This is a genomic window from Meiothermus taiwanensis WR-220 (assembly GCF_003568585.1).
GTDB classification, from domain to species: domain Bacteria; phylum Deinococcota; class Deinococci; order Deinococcales; family Thermaceae; genus Meiothermus; species Meiothermus taiwanensis.
This window is the reverse complement of the sequence record NZ_CP021131.1, coordinates 37,619-54,753: the sequence shown is the minus strand read 5'-3', so window position 1 is coordinate 54,753 and position 17,135 is coordinate 37,619. Positions and strand designations below refer to the sequence as shown.

Below are 17,135 nucleotides of genomic sequence, written 5' to 3'. Positions count from 1 at the left end.
CGTATCACCCGTCAATCCATCCCTGTTCGTGCAACCGCTGAGCAGCAAGTTCGATCTGAGCCGGGGTGAACTGCCTCTTGCGCTGGTTCCAGACCTGTACCTGTTTCACAACGTCCTTCAGCTCGCGGGCACCTTCCTTCACGATCACCCAATGCACCGTAGTGAGCAGTTCCAGCCCCAGTGGTGTCTCAAACCCTTCAACCAACTGAACAACCCGCTCAAGGCGTTCCTGCGTGGCCGGATGGGACATCAGGAAGCTTTCGGCATCGCGCACCGCGCCGGGAACCAGGCGCAACGGTTTGTTTGGAGAGTCCCTCCCGTCGGCGTAGCCCGCGATCAGGTGACCCTCTATCGTCCGCAGCACGTGGCGCAAATTCTCCGCATAGGGTCCATAGGGGGCCTTCACGTAGCGCAAGCGCAGCGGCTCGCCCGCTGCCTGTAGGAGGTACATCAGCTTGTGCACCTCGAGCAAGGTGATGGTCGGATCGAGGAGCGCGGCGAGATACCGGTTCATCAGGCCCACCAGTGCGGCGCGGCCCGCTGTCATCTTGGGAACAGGGGTGGATCGGTTGGCGCGGCCGTCGCCCAGCGAATCCCATGGCTCAAAGATAGTCACCTCCACCTCCGGCAAGTCCGCCAAGGCGTTCTCGATGCGCGGTCGCACCTCAGCCCAGTTGAGCCCGCCCAGCCCGCTGCCCAGAGGCGGGATGGCGATGGAGCGGATGCGGCGGGAACGAATCTCCTCTACCAGAGCGGCCAGCCCAGCCTCGATGTCCTCAATGCGGCTTTTACCCCGCCAGTGCCGCTTGGTGGGAAAGTTGATGATGTACCGAGGCGTGGTGAGGCGGCCTGTGTCGAACACAAACATGCGGCCGGGCTGAACCTCGCCACGGCGGCAGGCGGCAGCATAGGCCTTGTAATTGTCTGGGAACGCCTCCTTGAACCGCAGCGCGATGCCGCGGCCCATCACGCCCACGCAGTTGACGGTGTTGACGATGGCCTCGGCCTCAGCCCCGAGAATATCGCCCCGCACGTAGCGGATCATAAAGCCTCCCCCTCTCAATAGTACCAACTCGGGATGACTTCAAGAAGCGGCCTGTGCTGTGCGGACGCCAACGCCTGTGACGCACGGTAGTATATCTTCTGCGAACGCACCCCGACACGCCGCACCAGCCACCATGGAAAAAACTCGTGCACCAGGAACTCGGCCTGCTTGCTATCCTTGACCACCGGGTCGCGAAAGTCTGTTGCTGCGACCGCCTCCCAGTTGATTTCATCGAGATGATCCAGCCGGTTGCGAAATTCCGTGTAGGCCGCCCCAGCATTGGAGAGGCTGAAGGCCCAGCGTCGGCCCTGCGAGTCAGCCCAGCTTACAACCTCTCGCAGATCGGCCTCGAGATGCACGATTGGCTCCTGCCCCTCTCGATATGTGAGTTCTGGTTGGTTGCCGCAGTGGATCACGTACAGCATGATCGAACGCGGACAAAAATAGAACGGCACATAGTCGCCGACGTAATCGCCCGGGTGACACTTTACCGGCAGCCTTAGTCTGCGCTGCTTGATGTGGTTAAAACCGATGGATGCCGCTGGCCCGCCTTGCCCCATCATTTTCGCATCGGACCACAAGCCACCCGCTTGGATAATGGATGGCAGGTTGTCCACATGGGTGATGTGGTAAATCCGTGGCTGAGCGGGCACCAGGTTCAAGCCTCCACCTCCTCTTCAACCGCACCGAGACCCAAATTCTCTTCATCCTCACCACCACCGGCCAACGTCTCCGCCTCGTCCAGGGCAGCAAGCTCTGCCCCCTCCTCGAGCGGCTCCTCCGGCAACCGTGCCGCTATCTCGCGCACATCCACCTTGCCGGTGACCACATCAGCGATGAGGCGCTCGCGGTATTCGCGCAGCAGTTCAATTTCGCGGCGGGCGGCAGCGATGACAGCGTCGATCTTGGCGGTTTGGGCGTCGAGGTATTCGACGATAGCACACCTTTCTTTAGGCGGGGGCAATAAACACGGTAAATGGGTCACGATATTCGTATTAAGAATCGGAATTGTCGCAGTTGAAGCGTTTTCGCGGAGCCATGATTCACTAAACCGCAGTTGTCTCAGAAGAAATACACACGTCTTCCAATCATAAGGAAGTTCAAAAGCTGTAATTTGTTGATTTGTCGTCCCATCTTGTTCCATCAGGGTCATTCGTCCTGCAGTTGCGCCAATAACGATAACTAACAATGCAGGACCATGGATTAGTCTAGCCACACCGTCTTCAATGGCAGCATTTGAAACGAAACGAATAGGAGCAGAAACTATCTCGCCCGAGTCAAAACTCGAAGGGCTATACCACGGAATAGTTCCTCCCATGTAATAAAAGTTCTTGGTTGTTGGAGGGGTCGCTCCGTTCCGGTAGCACTTCGCAAGCCACTTCAAGGGCAAAATCTCCCAATGCGCCGGCACCTCGCACAGCCACTCCACACCGGAGGGCTTGTAGGCCGGATAGGGTTGGCCGGTGCGGATGTCGATCTTGCCGGTAACGGCCTGGTGGATAAGGGCCTGCTTGTACTCCTCCAGCAGCTTAATCTGCCGCTGCCGCGCCCTGATCACCCGCAGAATCCGCCGCTCCGCCCAGTCCAGAAACCGCACGATGGCGGTTTGTTCGGGGAGAGGCGGAACTGCGGCAATCCTCTTGTATGCATCTTCTCGGTCAAGGCCCGGTACAGCAGAGTCCTTTGATAACTCATCAAGCCGTAGCCACTCAAGTAAATAGTAAAGCCAGTGAATCTCTTCCGTCGTGAAACGTGAATCTACAAAGAAGGTAGTGTCAATTGCGAACACAGGCTCACAAGACAGATTGACTTTACCGAACGATCCCTTTCTGCCAATTACAATGCAGGGTGCCTTCGTGTTGGCTATGGAGTGAGTCCCCACACGTCCGTTGGAACCATAGACAGGCACCGGCCCATCTTGTCGTACGTTCGTAGCGAGTGCGTCTCCGTACGCAAGTCGACAAATCCTCTTCAAACGCCGAACTTCCCAGTGTGCCGGCACCTTTCCCAGCCACTCCACGCCGGAGTCTTTGTAAGCGGGATAGGGTTTAAGTCCTTCGATCATCCGAGCACCTCGAACCAGCGTTTGATGCGCAGGGCCATGAGCCGTCGCCGCTCAGCCAGGAATGTTTCGTAGTCCGGCACCTGGCCATCCATGAGGCTTATCGGCAGGCAGTTCTCCTCGAAGTTTTGCCGCAGGGTATCCGGGTCGGTGATGCCGCCGTAGCGCTTGGGGCCGCCGTTCACCTGTTCGGCAATCTCCTTAAAGTAGACCTGCGGCGGCTTGTCGCCGATGGCGATGTTGATTTCGCTTTGTGCCATAACGAAGTTGGCGATCTGGTTGTAGCGGCCTCGGTTCAGCCCCTGCTGTTGTAGGTACCGGCGCGGGAAAATGTGATGCTTGTCGCCACGGTTGAGCAGGAGATCCCGGACGGTGATGTCCCTAGAGAGGAAACCCCTGTCGCCAAGGCGCGCCTGGGCGGCCAGATAGGCGATGAAGTACGGACTTTGCAACGAAGATGTATCCATGTGCTGGGGCAGCACCCCTGTCCAGAAACTCTCGGGCAACTCGCTTTCGATGACCGCTGCGACGTACTGCTTAATGCCTCGGCTTGCCATTTGGCGTATGTCCTGATCAAAGGCGGACTCGGGACTACCGGTATAACGTCCGGTGAGGATGGACATCACGTACCAGCGCCGCACCAGCCGCTCCAGCTCGTCAGCGGGCAGGCCCTCGGCCCGTCCCCGCAGGTAGAGGATGTAGGCAAAATTGACCGCATTCCGGCTCGTGATTAAGTCAGAAGTCACAAAGCCCGCCGAGCGCAGGATCATGGTCAAGCGCTCGAAGTGGGTCTTGTTCATGAAGGCCTCGATACCGGCCTTCAATTTCGCAAAGGATTCCTCGGCGATGGATTCCTCGTACTCGCGGGTTTCGAAATTGCGTCCCGAGAGTAGTGCCACCAAATCCTGCAGCTTACCTCTGCCAAACTGAAAGGTAAAGGCCACGCGCAGCACATCGGTGTATGTGGGGTCGTAGAGGTCGTCGTTGACATCCTTAAGCCACTTCATCTTCGGCCAGAATTCGCTGGCAACGAAGAGGGGATCATTCTTTTCGATCTTCGATGCGAACTCCGGAGCGACCGCGAGGTGGCAGAAATAGTCAATTGCTTTGCGTAGTAGATTGCCGCCGTACTTTTCGTTAACCGCGATCTTGGACATGGCGAAGTCTGCCTGGGAGAGTTCGACGCCGGCAGAGTTCACACGAATGAAGATCTCGGTTACGGTCTCGATGTCGAGATCCTCTGCAAGTTCGATCAAGCCGATATGGTTATTGACAATTTTCTTTAGACGTTCGAGTACTCGGCCAACTTGCTTTCGGTCGGCCTCGGGATTACGCGTAATATAATCATCGACAAAATCACCAAGGTAAGCATCGGGTACGAATAGGCGGCTGATGTCGGCAATCCATGCCCTATCCTTTGCGATAGCGGGGTTGTGAACCTCAAAGCGCTCCTCGACAGGGTGGAAGGCGATGCGGATACGCACCGTCTCATAGTCTTTCGCCAGCACTTCATGACCAAGCACGGCCGCCATCAGCGCTGTTACTCGCTGCTGACCATCGATGAGGATGCGCTTTCCCGCTGAGGTGGTACCGTCCTTGAGTTTGACGTTGGGATTGCGCCAGGCAATTAGGTAGCCCACCGGGTAACCCTGGTAGAGCGAATCAATGAAATTACGCACCTTGGTCGAGTCCCACACGAAAGGACGCTGAATCTCCGGGATGGCGATCTCGCCTGATTTCACCCAGGCCAACAAGGTTTCAATAGGGTGCGGGGTGACAGAATACCGCTGCGTCGCCATTAGCCGCGCCCTCCCAAAATCTCCGCCAACAACCCCTCGGCCTCCCTCTCCACCGCCAAAAGATCGGCGCGGATTTCCTCTAGCGGCCGCAGGGCCTTGGGCTTGTAGAAATAGCGGTTGAAGTTGATCTCGTAGCCCACCTTGATGCTTTCTGGATCGTACCAGGCATCTGGCGCGTAGGGTAGCACTTCGCGGTGCAAGAAGGCCTCGATGGCTGTGCGCTCGTCCTCTTTGCTCGGCAGGTAGCCGGGCGCATGGCAGGCGGCGCACTCGAGGAAGGGGATCTGCTCGGTGTCCCGCAGTTCTGTGTCCGGCTCGTACTCCACCACGCGCGTCTTGCCCTGAATGGTGGCCTCGAACAGGCCGCGCAGCGGATCGGGGGCGGTGCCGGGTTGGTGAATCTTCTTGATGACTGGTGGCGCATCGTCGGCACGCTCGGCCTTTTCCAGAAGCGACTTGATCTCCTTGGGGGTGTAGGTGCGCTCGGGATCGATGCCCTTCAGGCGCAGGGGGCGCTCGACCGTCACCTTCCAGTAGCCGAACGCGGCATTGGGGAAGATCTTGGACTGCTCGGTCTCCTCGAATTTGATGAAGGTATCGACAATGCGGCGGATATCTTCTTCGGAAAGTTCACAGTTTTTCTTGCCCAGGTTCTTGCGCAGGGGCTTATACCACTGCGTGGCATCGATGAGTTGCACGCGGCCTTTGCGGTGCTCGGGCTTGCGGTTCGTGAGCACCCAGATGTAGGTGGCAATACCGGTGTTGTAGAACATGTTGAGCGGCAGGGCCACGATGGCCTCGAGCCAGTCGTTCTCGATGATCCAGCGGCGGATGTTGCTCTCCCCCTGGCCGGCATCCCCCGTAAACAGCGACGAGCCGTTGTGCACCTCGGCGATGCGGCTGCCGAGTGGGGTGTCGTGCTTCATCTTGGAGAGCATATTCGCCAAAAACAACATCTGCCCGTCGCTGGAGCGGGTGATCAGCGACAGCTCCTCGCCCCGGTGCTGCACAACAAAGCGCGGATCCTTGATGCCAGACCTACCGCCCATGCGCTCCAGGTCGCTTCTCCAGCTCTTCCCGTAGGGCGGATTGGAGAGCATGAAGTCGAAGGTGCGGCCGGGGAAAGCGTCGTTGGAGAGGGTGGAATGTTCGGGGCCGCCCACGATGTTGTCGGCGGCCTCGCCCTCGCCCTTGAGCAGCAGGTCGGCCTTGCAGATGGCGTAGGTTTCGGCGTTGATCTCCTGCCCGAAAAGATGCACCGAGACCTGTTTGCCCCGCTCTTTGGCCAGATGCAGGAGGGTTTCCTCGGCCACCGTGAGCATCCCGCCGGTGCCACAGGCGCCGTCGTAGAGCAGGTAGGTGCCGTCGGTGATCCGGTCGGCAATCGGCTCGAAGATCAGGCGGGCCATGAGCCGGACGGCATCGCGCGGGGTCCAGTGCTCGCCAGCTTCTTCGTTGTTTTCCTCGTTAAAACGGCGCACCAGCTCCTCGAAGATGGTGCCCATGGCATGGTTGTCGAGGCCCGGCAGCCGGACGGTACCGTCGTCGTTGAGCACTGGATCAGGACTCAGGTTGATGGACGGGTCGAGGAACTTCTCGATGAGCGCGCCCAGGGCGTCGGCTCTGGCCAGACGCGAAATCTGGTTGCGGAACTCGAAGTTGTCGATGATCTCCTGCACGTTGGGCGAGAAGCCATCGAGGTAGGCACGGAAATCCGCCTCCAGCTGTTGCCGGCTCGAGCGTGCCTTGAGGTCGCGCAGGGTAAACGGCGAGGTGTTGTAAAACGCCTGTCCGGCGGCCTGCCGCAGGACGGAATCCTGGTTCGTAATGCCTGCCTTGTCGAGTTTGGCCTTCATCTCGAGCACCTCCTGCTTGGTGGGCTCGAGCACCGCATCCAGCCGACGGATGACCGTCATGGGCAGGATGACATCGCGGTACTTGCCGCGCACGTAGAGGTCGCGCAGCACATCATCGGCAATGCTCCAGATGAAATTGGTGATCCATGTGAGTTGGCCGTTTTCCATGTCAAACTTTTCTCCCCTTGCTTACTTTAACGGTCGTGTCAAGATTTACGCAGTCGTCGCCATAAGGCCGGAACCCTGCTGACGACCAGGCAGCGGGCTGAGTTGGTCATGGAAGGTGCCGTACCAGGCGACCCGAAGCGGAAGCTCGGGTGACTGGAGCATCCAGGAAGGCAGAGCCGCACTTAGCATAGTCGCTAGTCTATAGTTCCTATTGACAAACTAACTAGGTTATACCTAATATGCAAAACATGAAAAAGCCCTCGAGACCCTTCCCCTCCTCCCTCCGCAGCCGCCAGTTCTTTGTTTCCACCCATGCCAAAGAGCGCTTCGTCGAGCGCTTCAACCCAGGCGCCAGCCCGTGCAAAGCCGGCGAGGTCCTCGAGCGCCGCGCCCGGCGGGCCCGGCCCCTTTCCCCGCTGGCCCATTCCTTCTCGGCCGGCGAGCGCGTGCTCAAGCTGCGCGATGGCTCCCTGGTGCTGGTGGTGGATCTGGAGAGCCGGACCATCCTCACCTGCTATCCCTATGAGAAGGCCGCCCCTCCGGGGCGGCCCCTGCAGCGTTCGGCCCGCCGCCGGCAGCTTCCCCACCGTGCGCCCGCCCGCAGCCGCCAGGGGGGTGTGCGATGAAAAAACCCACCAGCCTCTATCTCAACGAGCTGCAGGTTAACCGGGTGGCCCGCCGCCTGGAGAAGGCCCTTGATGGGCACGGCAGCCTCTCGGGTTTCTTCACCTGGATTGAGGAGCGGGCCTATGCGGCTCTGATGGAAGGGGGGGAGTACAAGGATCCCTCCTCGGAACCAATCTGGAGGCATTACTTTAATGCGATTGACCGCTGGTACCGTCAGGGGGAGGAGCAGGCCATGGCAACCTACCGGCAGGCCTGGGAGCAGGTGGAGAAGAGGCTGCCCTGGCACCGGGAGAATCCGGCGGCCTCGCATGTCCTGGCCCTTTTCCTGCTGCGGCAGACCAGCCGCCCCCTGTGGGATCGTCCCCGCAGCGTGAAAGCGCCCTTGAATCCCCTGATAGGCATCTTAATCGAAACCACTGATCAAATTCTCGCTGATTTCAAACTTACTGCCCAGAGATCATCTGCAAAACAGGGGGAGAGAGGGTTGCTCTGGCTGAGCGACCGGGTCGAGGAAGTACGCGAGCCGCGGGCCAGGCCGGTGAGCTTCTACTTCCACGAACAGGCCCACGCCATGATGCTGCGAGCCTTCCAGGGTACTTTCTTCGACCGGCTGCTGGGGGCCTTGGACGAGCTGCTGTCGGGCTGGGGGTTTGAGGTAGCGGGGCTGGAGCCGGAGGCCCGCTTCCTGGAGCACCCCATGACCTTCTTCCAGCGCTGGCCGCTGGAGATACCCCCTGTCGTAATGCTGAACACGCTTGCTCTGTACAGACTGGCCGAAACCCCCGAAGACGAGAGATGGCTGGATGAGCTGCACGAATCGCATTACATCCAGGAGTGGGAGTACAAAAGGGGACACTATTTCGGCGGGGGGTACTCCTGGGAGGCGTTGGTTCGTTTAGCAGAGCGCTTCGGCAGGGAGCGGATGCGCCAGGCCTCGCTCGAGATGTTCAAGGAAGACCTTGATGGCTATAGCTTTGATGGCCATGACTTTTATTACGGTCTTTCCTTCCACCTGGCCTTCCGCCTGGGTCTGATCGATCCTGCAAACCCCCAAAACAAACCCACCCCCGAGCAGGTGCTGGGCGCTTTCATGAGCCGCTACGGCCTCAGCGAGCTCAAGCCCGAGCGGCGGCTGATGTACCGGGTGCTCCGCCACCTGTTCCCCTCGCCCAACGACAACCCCACCGACCCAGTGCAGTATCACGCCCTGGGGCTGCTGCAAGCCTACGCCCTCGAGGTGCTGCCCGAGGATGAGCGGGAGCCTGAGCGGGTAAGCCACACGGTGCTGGGACTCCTGGGCCAGACCCACCTCTTCCCCACCCGCGACACCCTCGAGGCCTGGAGCGGGATGCGGGTACGGGTTGACTCCTCGGGCCGCTGGCGGCTATATAAGGGGCGCAAGCTCTGGCGCGAGCTCAGCGAGGAGCAGGCCTTTGAGGTGGCCTCCTTGCTCAAGGATGTAGCCTTGCCGCTCAACGGGAAGGAGCGGAACATGCCCCATCGGTGGGAAGAGCAGTTTGATCCCTATGAGAAAACACCCCGGGCGGCCTACCGCCTTGGGCCGGTGGCCATCGAAGCGGCCCTGGAAGCGCTGGCCGCGCCCACCCCTTATGAAGGCGAGGGGCCGCGCCTTGAGGCGGAGCGGCAAACATACCGCATAGAGCTCCTTAAATCGAGGCTTCAGAAGGATGCGTTATCGCGCAGCGAGTAGAAAGACCGAGACGGCCCGAACGAGTATGTCCACCCCTCATCCTGAACTGGATGCCGAACGCGACCGCCTGGCCCGGACCATACAGCGCATCCACGGCTATCGCGGGGTGACAAGCTGGGAATAGGTGCGCGAAGCGCTGAAGCCCTTCCCCTCGCGCTTCAAGGAAAAGGCCGAGACGGTAGAGCAGGGCGGGGCCAAGCCAGTCTCCCGGAAGGTGGATCGGCGGAGGATCTGGCCGCCGCGGTCGTCGATGAAGCCATGGCGTTGAGCCAGCAGTACACCACCGTGGCCGTCATCATCAAGCTGCTGGCAGAGAAGGAGCGGTGGATCCGCCAGCTCAACGGGCTAAGGCTGCCCGCGAGAGGGAGGCCCCCTAGCCTGGGATGAGCAGGGTCGCCTCGAGGGCCCTGAGGGGTGTGTCCTGCCCCTGGCAGGGTGGGTAGCCCGTCCTCGAGCCGCCTGCCGGTCTGGCCCGGCAAACCTTGCCCAACTGCTGCACTAACGCACTCCCAGAAGTTGGGCAAGGTGCCGGGTGGCTTCCTGGGCTTGTCGGGAGGGTTCGACAGTCAGGAGGTTCATACCTCCCCCATCATTTTTCCGGGTGGGTTCGACCGCAGGCTGATGTAGTCCTTCTCCCACTTCCGCAGCTTCCTCAGATCCTTCAGAGTAAGCACACCTTCCGAGATGGGTACGCAGTCCTCGAGCTCCACCCTGACCCCTTCGGCCGAGACCTCATGGCCATGTTTTTCGAAGAGCTGTCGGATGCTCTTGGCAACTGCCTCAACTTTCTCGTAAAGATCCTCGTCGGAGTACAGCAGCAAGACGGAAAGGCGAAACTCCGCGCTCGACCTCTCCTCGAGGTCAAAAAGCACCGCCGTGATCGCCTCCCCTTCGGGCTTCTTGAGCTGGCTTTCCAGCTTCTCCCCCAGCCTGGAGAGGCGTAGAACGTCGTTGAAGGCATCGGGGAAGGCGGAACGGCGGTAGCGGCTGGCCAGCCACCGTGTGAAGGCATCCCGCTCATTCTCTGTGAGGCGGTATGCCTGGGGATCGTAGCGGCACAGCTCGCTCTTTGCCACCGTCCGCTTCTGGTTGATGCGGAACTCGAGCAGCAGCTTATTCCCATTTTGATCGGTGTATTCGAGGTGGATGCGGCGTGGGCTTTTGCCCCAGCGGAGGTTGCCCGACTCGCTGGGGTCGCCCATCTTGCCCAGGAGCACCTCCACGTTCGGCTCCTCCTCCAGGTCGTCGTTGGCCAGGTCGCAGTCGTGCGAGATCACCACGGCAAAGGTGCCTTCCTCATAGACACCTAGCAGCGGCAGCGCCTCGGGTGGGAGCAGGTGCCCCTGTCTCTAGGGCGTGTCGCGCCTCCACTCCCCCGCCATCCATCACTCCCCGGGGTAGTGGGGCGGCAGCTCGTCATCTATGGAGCCCCGCTCGGGCCGGTTCTCTAGCCGCTTCAACCACGCACGCTGCTTCTCCCCCCGCTCGGTCACCGCAATCAGCTTTTCCACCGCGTTCAAGGGATCCTGCCCCAGGGCCTGGAGGAACTCGAGCTCGCCCCCGATCCGGCGGTGCAGGGTGGTGTAGTCGGGCCTCAGGCCGGCTTCCCTGAAGCGCCGGGCCGCTTTGTACAGCGCGTCCAGCCTGCGGTGGTTCTCCTCGCTCATGCGCCTGCCCTCCTTCCAGTCGTAGAGGGCCTGGCGTGAGACGCCCAGGAGCTCGGCCAGCCGCACCACCCGCAGGCCCAGGGCGGTCTCGATGTACTCGAGCTTCTCCCGGGCTGGGATCTCGGCGGGATCGGACTCCTCGAGCGACAGGGGGCGGTGGGTGAGCAAGGCCAACTCGCGGATGTATCCGGTTGAGCTGATCTGTTTCCCCAGGTGCATCAGAATCGTACCGGGCGACGGTAAGACCCTCTCTTCCAGGACAGGCGGTTGCGGTACAGGTAACAACGGCATGGTCTAGTCCTCCCCCCTCCACACCTCAAAGGCCTTCTCGGTGACAGACTTCTGGAAAACCTCGTCGATCAGATTCCTTAGCCGCTTGAAAGTCTCCATGACGCTCGGGATGGTTGAGACGCCATGAAATCGCATGCGCTCCGTGTAAAAGGCATCGTTGTCCAGTATGGCAAGCCGTCCGCTGAAGTTGCGAAAGCGCGCCCCAATCTCCATCCCCACGCCCTCAAGGTCGGGCGGGAAACCCACCCTTCCTTCCTGGATGACCACCCGGGCCAGGATGGAGTCGCTGCCCCGCCGCATCAGGGTCTCGGAAAGGCTGAAGGTGGTAGTAAGGTTGTCGGCCAGCGCCGAGAGGCCCAATAACTGCTCGTGCAGGTAATCGGCCACATCCTCCCCCTCCCGTGGCATCACCGCATCCAGGAAGCGCAGCCCCACCCGCTCGATGAAGTCAAGCGGAAGGTTCCCGGCCAGCACCTCGAGCCCCCCGGCCAGGGCCTGCGAGAATCCCGCGAAGGTCTGGTAGTCCACCGTCTGCAGGGAAAGCTGGGCGGGCTCGAGGCGGAACAGCTCGGTGCGCTCGGCATTGGCAAACTCAAAGATATCCACCGGCCCTATGGGCCTCTCGGTAACCCGACCGTTTTCCAGGACGATCTGCATCTGCTGCAGGGTCTGCGGGCGGTAGTCGGTATAGCCCAGCCGCCGGAAACCCTCCTGGATCTTTTCGATGTTATCCCGGATCGGCACGGGAACCGGGTTGAACCTGACCTGGCCGATCACGAAGTAGACCGGAGCGTTTTTTAGTCTCTCACCCATGGGGCTCTCCGACCCTCACTTTACACTTCACTTTACACCCTTGGATGTGAGAAATGTCAGAACCTTGCCCAACACCTGGGGGCGCACAGAAGCAACGGTTGGGCAAGGGAGCCTCGAGGCACCCCCCACCAACCCACCCCACCTACCAAAAACCCAAGGGCCCCGGGGCATCCCGGGATCCGCAACCGGCAGCGCTCAGGGCCGCACGGTGTCTTTCTACGCCAGTTCGGAAAAGAACCTGACACCCGGTAGAAAATAAGGGACGGGGGTAGGGGTCGTGTAAGGAATTTTGTGTAAGGGTTTTAGGTAGAACTCAGGCACACGAGGGTATTTCCCATAAGTAAAATTATGCGAAATTTGGTAAGCTTTCTGCATGCTGGCTCCCCTGGCCAACTGGCAGGATCCTAAGAAGCGTCGGGTGACCGCCCTCCAGGCCTTGCAAACCCGCGACGAAGAAAGGCTGCTCGAGCTCCACCGCGTCTACCTGGCCCTCAAGGGCCGTCGGCGTGCCCGGCTCAGCTCTCACACGCTGGCCGCCTACGAGACCGGGATCCGTGAGTTTCTGGCCTGGGCTTGGCCGCCTGAAGCCGCCGGGCCCCGGATGCCGCTCTGGACGGTGGGTTCGGACGAGGTGGACATCTGGCTGCACACCCTCGAGACCGAGGGCAGCCGGCTGGTACCCCCGGAACGGCGCCGCCCCCTGCGCCCGGCCAGCCTGGCCGCCCGGCTGGCTGCCGTGCGGAGTTTTTACCGGGCGCTGCGCTGGGCGGGGGTGGCCGCCGTACCCGACACCCCCTCCCCCACCGACCCCACCCCGGCCCACGAGCGCCGCCCGGCCCTGCCGGCCCGGCTGTACGCAAAACTGCTGGCCCATCTTTCCGGTGAGGACGAGGTGTCCAAGCGCGATCACCTGGCCGCCCGGCTGATGGGCGAGGCCGGGCTGCGGCTTTCCGAGGTGGTGGCGCTGGACGTGGGGCATGTGCTCTTTGCAGAGGGGCTGCTCGAGGTGCGCCGGGGCAAGGGCGGCAAAGGTCGCAGCGTACCCCTGAGCAAAAGCCTGCTACGCGAACTCGAGGCCTGGTTGAAGCTGCGGCAGCTCCACGCCCGTGCAGGCGAGCCTGCCCTCCTGATCAACATGGGCGGGCGCAAGGCCCATGGGCGGCGCATGAGCGCCCGGAACCTGCAGCTCCGCTTTGCCGAGCACTACCGGGCGCTGGGCTTTCCGGCCCGCTACCGCGGGGTGCACCTGCTCCGCCACACCGCCGGCACCCGCTACTACCAGGGCCTGCGGGACCTCTACGCGGTAGCCACCCTGCTGGGCCATACCGATGTGAACACCAGCGCCATCTACGCCAAGATGGACCGGGAGGAGTTGCAGCGGCGGGTGGAGGGGCTCGAGGCGGAGTAATGTTTGAAATGTGTATTTTTTCACGATAACTTACTCATGTGAAACTATTATTTGATCGAGTTACTACAATACAGCCATGGATCTCCCTCTCCCCCGAAATCTCTTTCTGGATGCTTGCGTGCTTTACCCCTCCCAGACCCGGGATCTTTTCATGGCCTTGGCCCTAGAAGGATGGGTTCGACTCAAGTGGAGCCAGCAAGTACAGGAAGAGTGGATCCAAAACTTCCTCAAAAACAATTCCTCAAAACTAAAACCTGAGCAGGTAGAGCGCATCAAAACAGTCCCACAAATAATGTTGGATGCGCTCGAGTTTCAAGAACCCCTGGTGCAGGGTTACGAGGATATCCTCGTGCAAATAAATCTTCCTGACGGGAACGATCGCCACGTGGTAGCTGCAGCTTATCGGGGAGGAGCAGAAGCCATACTTACATTCAACGACAAAGACTTCCCGGAAGAGGTATTAGCCTCCTGGGATCTCCGGGTTATTCATCCAGATGATTACCTATGTGAGTTTGCTGGAAACTGCATCCGTAAGTCCTTCGTACCTACCGCCTTATTGGAAATTCTCAAAAGGCAACGCTCTAGGCTCCAGAACCCACCGTTAGATGTGGAGGCTTTTCTCGCTTCCCTCAAAAAGGCAGGCTTAAGGGAGCTTGCGAGGATTCTAGATCCATACCGGCAGCATCTTTAACTTTATTGCGTTTGTTGCGTTTATTTCGTTTGTATGTTAGACTAGAGCCATGAACGCCTTGACCTTCTCTGTTCTATCCAAAGGACAAGAACAGGAGTTGCGGAAATTTATGAAAAATCTATCCCCAGGCAAGACCCTCCGTCTGGACGGGCATTCCCTGGAACTTACCCCTGAACTTGTGGAGATTTTGCGCCAGCTTTTAGAGCCCCTTGCCCGTGGAGAACCCGTGCACATCCTCCCCCTGGAGGCCGAGCTCTCCACCCAGCAGGCCGCAGAGATTCTGGGAGTTTCCCGTCCTCATCTGATCCGCCTCCTGGAGGAAGGTAAGATTCCCCACCGCAAAGTGGGAACCCACCGGCGGGTTCAGGCCAAAGATGTGCTTGGCTACCTAGAAGCTTCCAAAAAGCAGGGGCGTGAGTTGCTGGATCAGCTCATTACTGAAAGCCAGGCCCTCGGCCTTGACGGCTGAGGCACAACCAGCAGGCCGGTCTCGATAAAGATCCCCGTCCCTCACCGGCCCCTCCCCTTGGAGCGCTTCTGCTGGTACATCCGTGCATCGGCCAGCGCCAGCAGGGCCTCGCCCTGCGCTTCTTCGGCCCAGGCCACCCCACAGCTCACATCAAAGCCCGCCAGAGCGCGGTGGAGCTGTGGTAGATCCCCCCGGTTCAGCACCACCACGAACTCATCCCCCGCCAGGCGGTAGGCCTCGAGGTGGTGGCGGTGCAGGGAGTCGGCCAGCCCCCGCAGCAGGCGGTCTCCAGCCAGGTGGCCCTGGGTGTCGTTAACCTGCTTGAGCCCGTCCAGATCCAGCAAAGCCAGCCCCCATCCCTCGCTCAGTCCCTGGCGCAGCCGCCGCTCAAGGGCGTGCCGGTTGCCCAGCCCGGTGAGCCAGTCGATGCGGGCCTGGCGTTCGAGCTCCTCACGGTAACCCGCCCCCTCGAGGGCCGCGAGCAGGTAGTCCACAAAAAGTGCCGCCAGGCGCAGCTCGGTGGGATCGTCTATCTTCGGGTGCGCCAGGTGCAGATACAGCGGTTCCGGTGGGCCCGGGAAGTAAGCCCCATAGCCCCCCGGCACCCTACCCCGCAGTGGAAGGCCTACCGCCGCCTCGGGGGGTACCAGCTCCAGCTTCCCACCGTCAAAAATCCACTCCGCGGCATGCTTTGCGCGCTCCAGAACACTGGTAAAATCCAGGCGGCTATAACCTACCACTGCCTCGTGCAATAGCAGCAAGCGCAGCAGAAGGGACTCAAGGCTCACAGGGAGTCTAGGGGTATCTCGAGCAGGTCAGTCCAGTGGTTGATCAGAGCGAAAAGCCCCACCACCGCCACCGCCTCCTGCACCTCAGTCTCGCTCAGCCCAGCCCGGCGCAGGTCTGCCAGCAGCCCTGGATCGGGGGCCGTGGCCGCTTTATGGGCAAAGGTCAGCAAAGCCTGCACCTTACCCGGCAGGCCCGCAGGGACTTCTCCCCGCCTTAGCGCCTCCAGCACAGCGGTCTCGGTGCCCTGCACCATCAGGGCGTGCAGGTGCACCTCGGCAGCGTAGCTCGAGCCCCGGGCCCGTGAGATGATTACCCCCATCATCTCCTTTATTGTGCGGGGCAGCACCCCCCGCAGGACCACGTGGCGGAAAGCCTTCCATAAAGCAGTCTTCAGCTCAGCGCTCTGGGCATAGGCAAAGACATTGGGCACCAGACCAAAGCCCAGCTCATCTCTGATCTCCTGGTCGATGTATTCCATACACACCCCCTCCAATGTCTACCTGAGAGTCTAGACCATTACGGGAGTGCACAAAGTTCACGATGAACGTAACCTGCTCGAGGCCCTTAACAACCCTCCAAAGCAAAGATCTCTATCAGATCACAACCTGAATGGGGCCAGCCCAGAAAGGGCCGCCGTAGCGGACAGGGCGAATTTCGGTTGAGTCTGCGGCAAAACCCTGCTAGGATGGGCGGTCTATGCCCTTAAGCTTACCCCATTGGAGCGATCGCTACCCCTCCAGGGCCCAGCTACGGCGGGAGGTTGACGCCATGCTGGAAGCGGTGCTGGAGGCCCTGCTGGGCCAGCTAGGAGAGGAGGCCTTTGTGGGCATCTATGCCAAGGGCTCGGCGCTTAAGCCCTGGGACGGCCCGCTCGACTACGTGCCCGAACTTTCCGATATAGATGTGCAGCTTGTCCTTCGCGATCCGGAGCTTCTTAACGACATCGAGCTGGCTTTGGGTATACAGGCAGAGATGGAGCGCCGATTTTTTCAGCGCGTCCCACAACCCCTGCACCTGCCCCGCCCCCAGATCATGGTCATCAACCCGTATTTGAGCGACCCCCGTTTCTCGCCCTCCCCTGCTGCAGTCGTACAACAGCTCTTTGGTAAGCCCTATACCGAAGTACACCCCCTCACCAACCGCGAAGCCGTGCGGGAGGCCGACCGCTGGGGTCTGCTCGAGCACGCCAAACCCGAGGATTTGAAAGCCTTTCCTCTCAACTTCATCGATATGCCCGGCAAGTACCTTTTCCACTGCTTGCGGCAGCTCACCTGGCGGGTGGGGCCCACCGCCTCACGGGTGCTCTCGCTGCTGGGTAGGAGCTTCGAGGAGGCCTGGGAGCACAACCGCACCCACTTGGTAGGGCAGCTCGAGGCCGCTGGACAGGAACAACTGGCTGCCGATTACGCCGGCTTCTATCTGTGCGCCTGGGACTTCTTCCGCTCAGGTTACACCGATTCCGACAGCGCACGGCAGGCCATTGTGCATGGGGTGCGGGCGCTCGAGACGGGGCGGCAGGTGGCACAAGAAGGTTGCGCTGGCTAGTACCCTGCACGGCCCCTCGAGCGCGTGGTCAATGACAGGCAGCCCATCGCCAAGGCACCGTTGCAGCTACCTTCTGCAAGCTGGGGCGTAGAGGCGGCCTGCATGGCCCGGGAGAAGGGCCGACAGCTCACGCCATGTGCGGTCAGGGGTGAAGAATTCAAGCGAACCGGTACGACTTTAATTGCGGAACAGCT

16 protein-coding genes are annotated in these 17,135 nt (G+C 60.7%); 6 read left to right on the top strand and 10 right to left on the bottom strand.

The window, feature by feature from the left end:
- Nucleotides 1–4: 4 nt before the first annotated feature.
- Genes darG through MTAI_RS14075 form a run of 5 tightly spaced genes read right to left on the bottom strand, consistent with a single transcriptional unit; the run spans nt 5 to nt 6,930 of the window.
- Nucleotides 5–1,045 (bottom strand): type II toxin-antitoxin system antitoxin DNA ADP-ribosyl glycohydrolase DarG, encoded by a 1,041-nt coding sequence (gene darG / locus MTAI_RS14095; protein WP_027888415.1) that lies wholly within the window; start codon nt 1,043–1,045, stop codon nt 5–7.
- A 14-nt stretch (nt 1,046–1,059) separates the two neighbouring features.
- The gene (gene darT, locus MTAI_RS14090; protein ID WP_241768739.1) at nt 1,060–1,698 is read right to left on the bottom strand and encodes a type II toxin-antitoxin system toxin DNA ADP-ribosyl transferase DarT; all 639 of its coding nucleotides are present in this window, start codon (nt 1,696–1,698) and stop codon (nt 1,060–1,062) included.
- Between the two features lie 5 nt (nt 1,699–1,703).
- Entirely contained in the window at nt 1,704–3,110 is a 1,407-nt protein-coding gene (locus MTAI_RS14085; RefSeq protein ID WP_081698409.1) for a restriction endonuclease subunit S, read from the bottom strand.
- Complete coding sequence (locus tag MTAI_RS14080) at nt 3,107–4,906, bottom strand: GmrSD restriction endonuclease domain-containing protein (RefSeq protein ID WP_027888412.1); 1,800 nt, start codon at nt 4,904–4,906, stop codon at nt 3,107–3,109. The genes MTAI_RS14085 and MTAI_RS14080 overlap by 4 nt, the downstream gene beginning before the upstream one ends.
- Nucleotides 4,906–6,930: a type I restriction-modification system subunit M gene (locus MTAI_RS14075; protein ID WP_027888411.1), complete on the bottom strand. Its 2,025-nt coding sequence runs from the start codon at nt 6,928–6,930 to the stop codon at nt 4,906–4,908. The genes MTAI_RS14080 and MTAI_RS14075 overlap by 1 nt, the downstream gene beginning before the upstream one ends.
- A gap of 248 nt (nt 6,931–7,178) precedes the next feature.
- On the opposite strand from MTAI_RS14075, the gene MTAI_RS14070 reads away from it, so the two are divergent.
- Nucleotides 7,179–7,556 carry a hypothetical protein gene (locus MTAI_RS14070; RefSeq protein ID WP_036197235.1) on the top strand — a complete coding sequence of 126 codons (378 nt, stop codon included), beginning with the start codon at nt 7,179–7,181 and terminating at the stop codon, nt 7,554–7,556.
- Complete coding sequence (locus tag MTAI_RS14065; RefSeq protein WP_027888409.1) at nt 7,553–9,268, top strand: hypothetical protein; 1,716 nt, start codon at nt 7,553–7,555, stop codon at nt 9,266–9,268. Before MTAI_RS14070 ends, MTAI_RS14065 begins: the two co-directional genes overlap by 4 nt.
- Nucleotides 9,269–9,843: 575 nt before the next feature.
- Here MTAI_RS14065 and MTAI_RS14060 read toward each other — a convergent pair.
- From MTAI_RS14060 to MTAI_RS14050, 3 genes are all read right to left on the bottom strand, one after another.
- Complete coding sequence (locus tag MTAI_RS14060; RefSeq protein ID WP_027888408.1) at nt 9,844–10,548, bottom strand: hypothetical protein; 705 nt, start codon at nt 10,546–10,548, stop codon at nt 9,844–9,846.
- A 105-nt stretch (nt 10,549–10,653) separates the two neighbouring features.
- Nucleotides 10,654–11,154 (bottom strand): helix-turn-helix domain-containing protein, encoded by a 501-nt coding sequence (locus MTAI_RS14055; protein ID WP_027888407.1) that lies wholly within the window; start codon nt 11,152–11,154, stop codon nt 10,654–10,656.
- Nucleotides 11,155–11,229: 75 nt separating this feature from the next.
- Nucleotides 11,230–12,039, bottom strand: coding sequence for a TIGR04255 family protein (locus MTAI_RS14050; protein WP_027888406.1), 810 nt, complete (start codon nt 12,037–12,039; stop codon nt 11,230–11,232).
- Nucleotides 12,040–12,412: 373 nt separating this feature from the next.
- On the opposite strand from MTAI_RS14050, the gene MTAI_RS14045 reads away from it, so the two are divergent.
- The 3 genes from MTAI_RS14045 to MTAI_RS14035 all read left to right on the top strand — a co-directional run bounded on the left by MTAI_RS14045 (nt 12,413) and on the right by MTAI_RS14035 (nt 14,607).
- Nucleotides 12,413–13,447 carry a tyrosine-type recombinase/integrase gene (locus MTAI_RS14045; protein WP_027888405.1) on the top strand — a complete coding sequence of 345 codons (1,035 nt, stop codon included), beginning with the start codon at nt 12,413–12,415 and terminating at the stop codon, nt 13,445–13,447.
- 76 nt (nt 13,448–13,523) lie between these two features.
- Nucleotides 13,524–14,138 carry a PIN domain-containing protein gene (locus MTAI_RS14040; protein WP_027888404.1) on the top strand — a complete coding sequence of 205 codons (615 nt, stop codon included), beginning with the start codon at nt 13,524–13,526 and terminating at the stop codon, nt 14,136–14,138.
- A gap of 49 nt (nt 14,139–14,187) precedes the next feature.
- Entirely contained in the window at nt 14,188–14,607 is a 420-nt protein-coding gene (locus MTAI_RS14035; RefSeq protein WP_027888403.1) for a helix-turn-helix domain-containing protein, read from the top strand.
- 41 nt (nt 14,608–14,648) lie between these two features.
- Here the strand turns inward: MTAI_RS14035 and MTAI_RS14030 are convergent, their stop codons facing one another.
- Both MTAI_RS14030 and MTAI_RS14025 read right to left on the bottom strand, forming a co-directional pair.
- A complete protein-coding gene (locus MTAI_RS14030; RefSeq protein WP_027888402.1) occupies nt 14,649–15,395 on the bottom strand; it encodes a GGDEF domain-containing protein in 747 nt (248 codons plus the stop codon).
- Nucleotides 15,392–15,874: a carboxymuconolactone decarboxylase family protein gene (locus MTAI_RS14025; RefSeq protein ID WP_027888401.1), complete on the bottom strand. Its 483-nt coding sequence runs from the start codon at nt 15,872–15,874 to the stop codon at nt 15,392–15,394. The genes MTAI_RS14030 and MTAI_RS14025 overlap by 4 nt, the downstream gene beginning before the upstream one ends.
- A 218-nt stretch (nt 15,875–16,092) precedes the next feature.
- Between MTAI_RS14025 and MTAI_RS14020 the strand changes: the two genes are divergently transcribed.
- Nucleotides 16,093–16,941 carry a hypothetical protein gene (locus MTAI_RS14020; protein WP_187388636.1) on the top strand — a complete coding sequence of 283 codons (849 nt, stop codon included), beginning with the start codon at nt 16,093–16,095 and terminating at the stop codon, nt 16,939–16,941.
- Nucleotides 16,942–17,135: the final 194 nt, after the last annotated feature.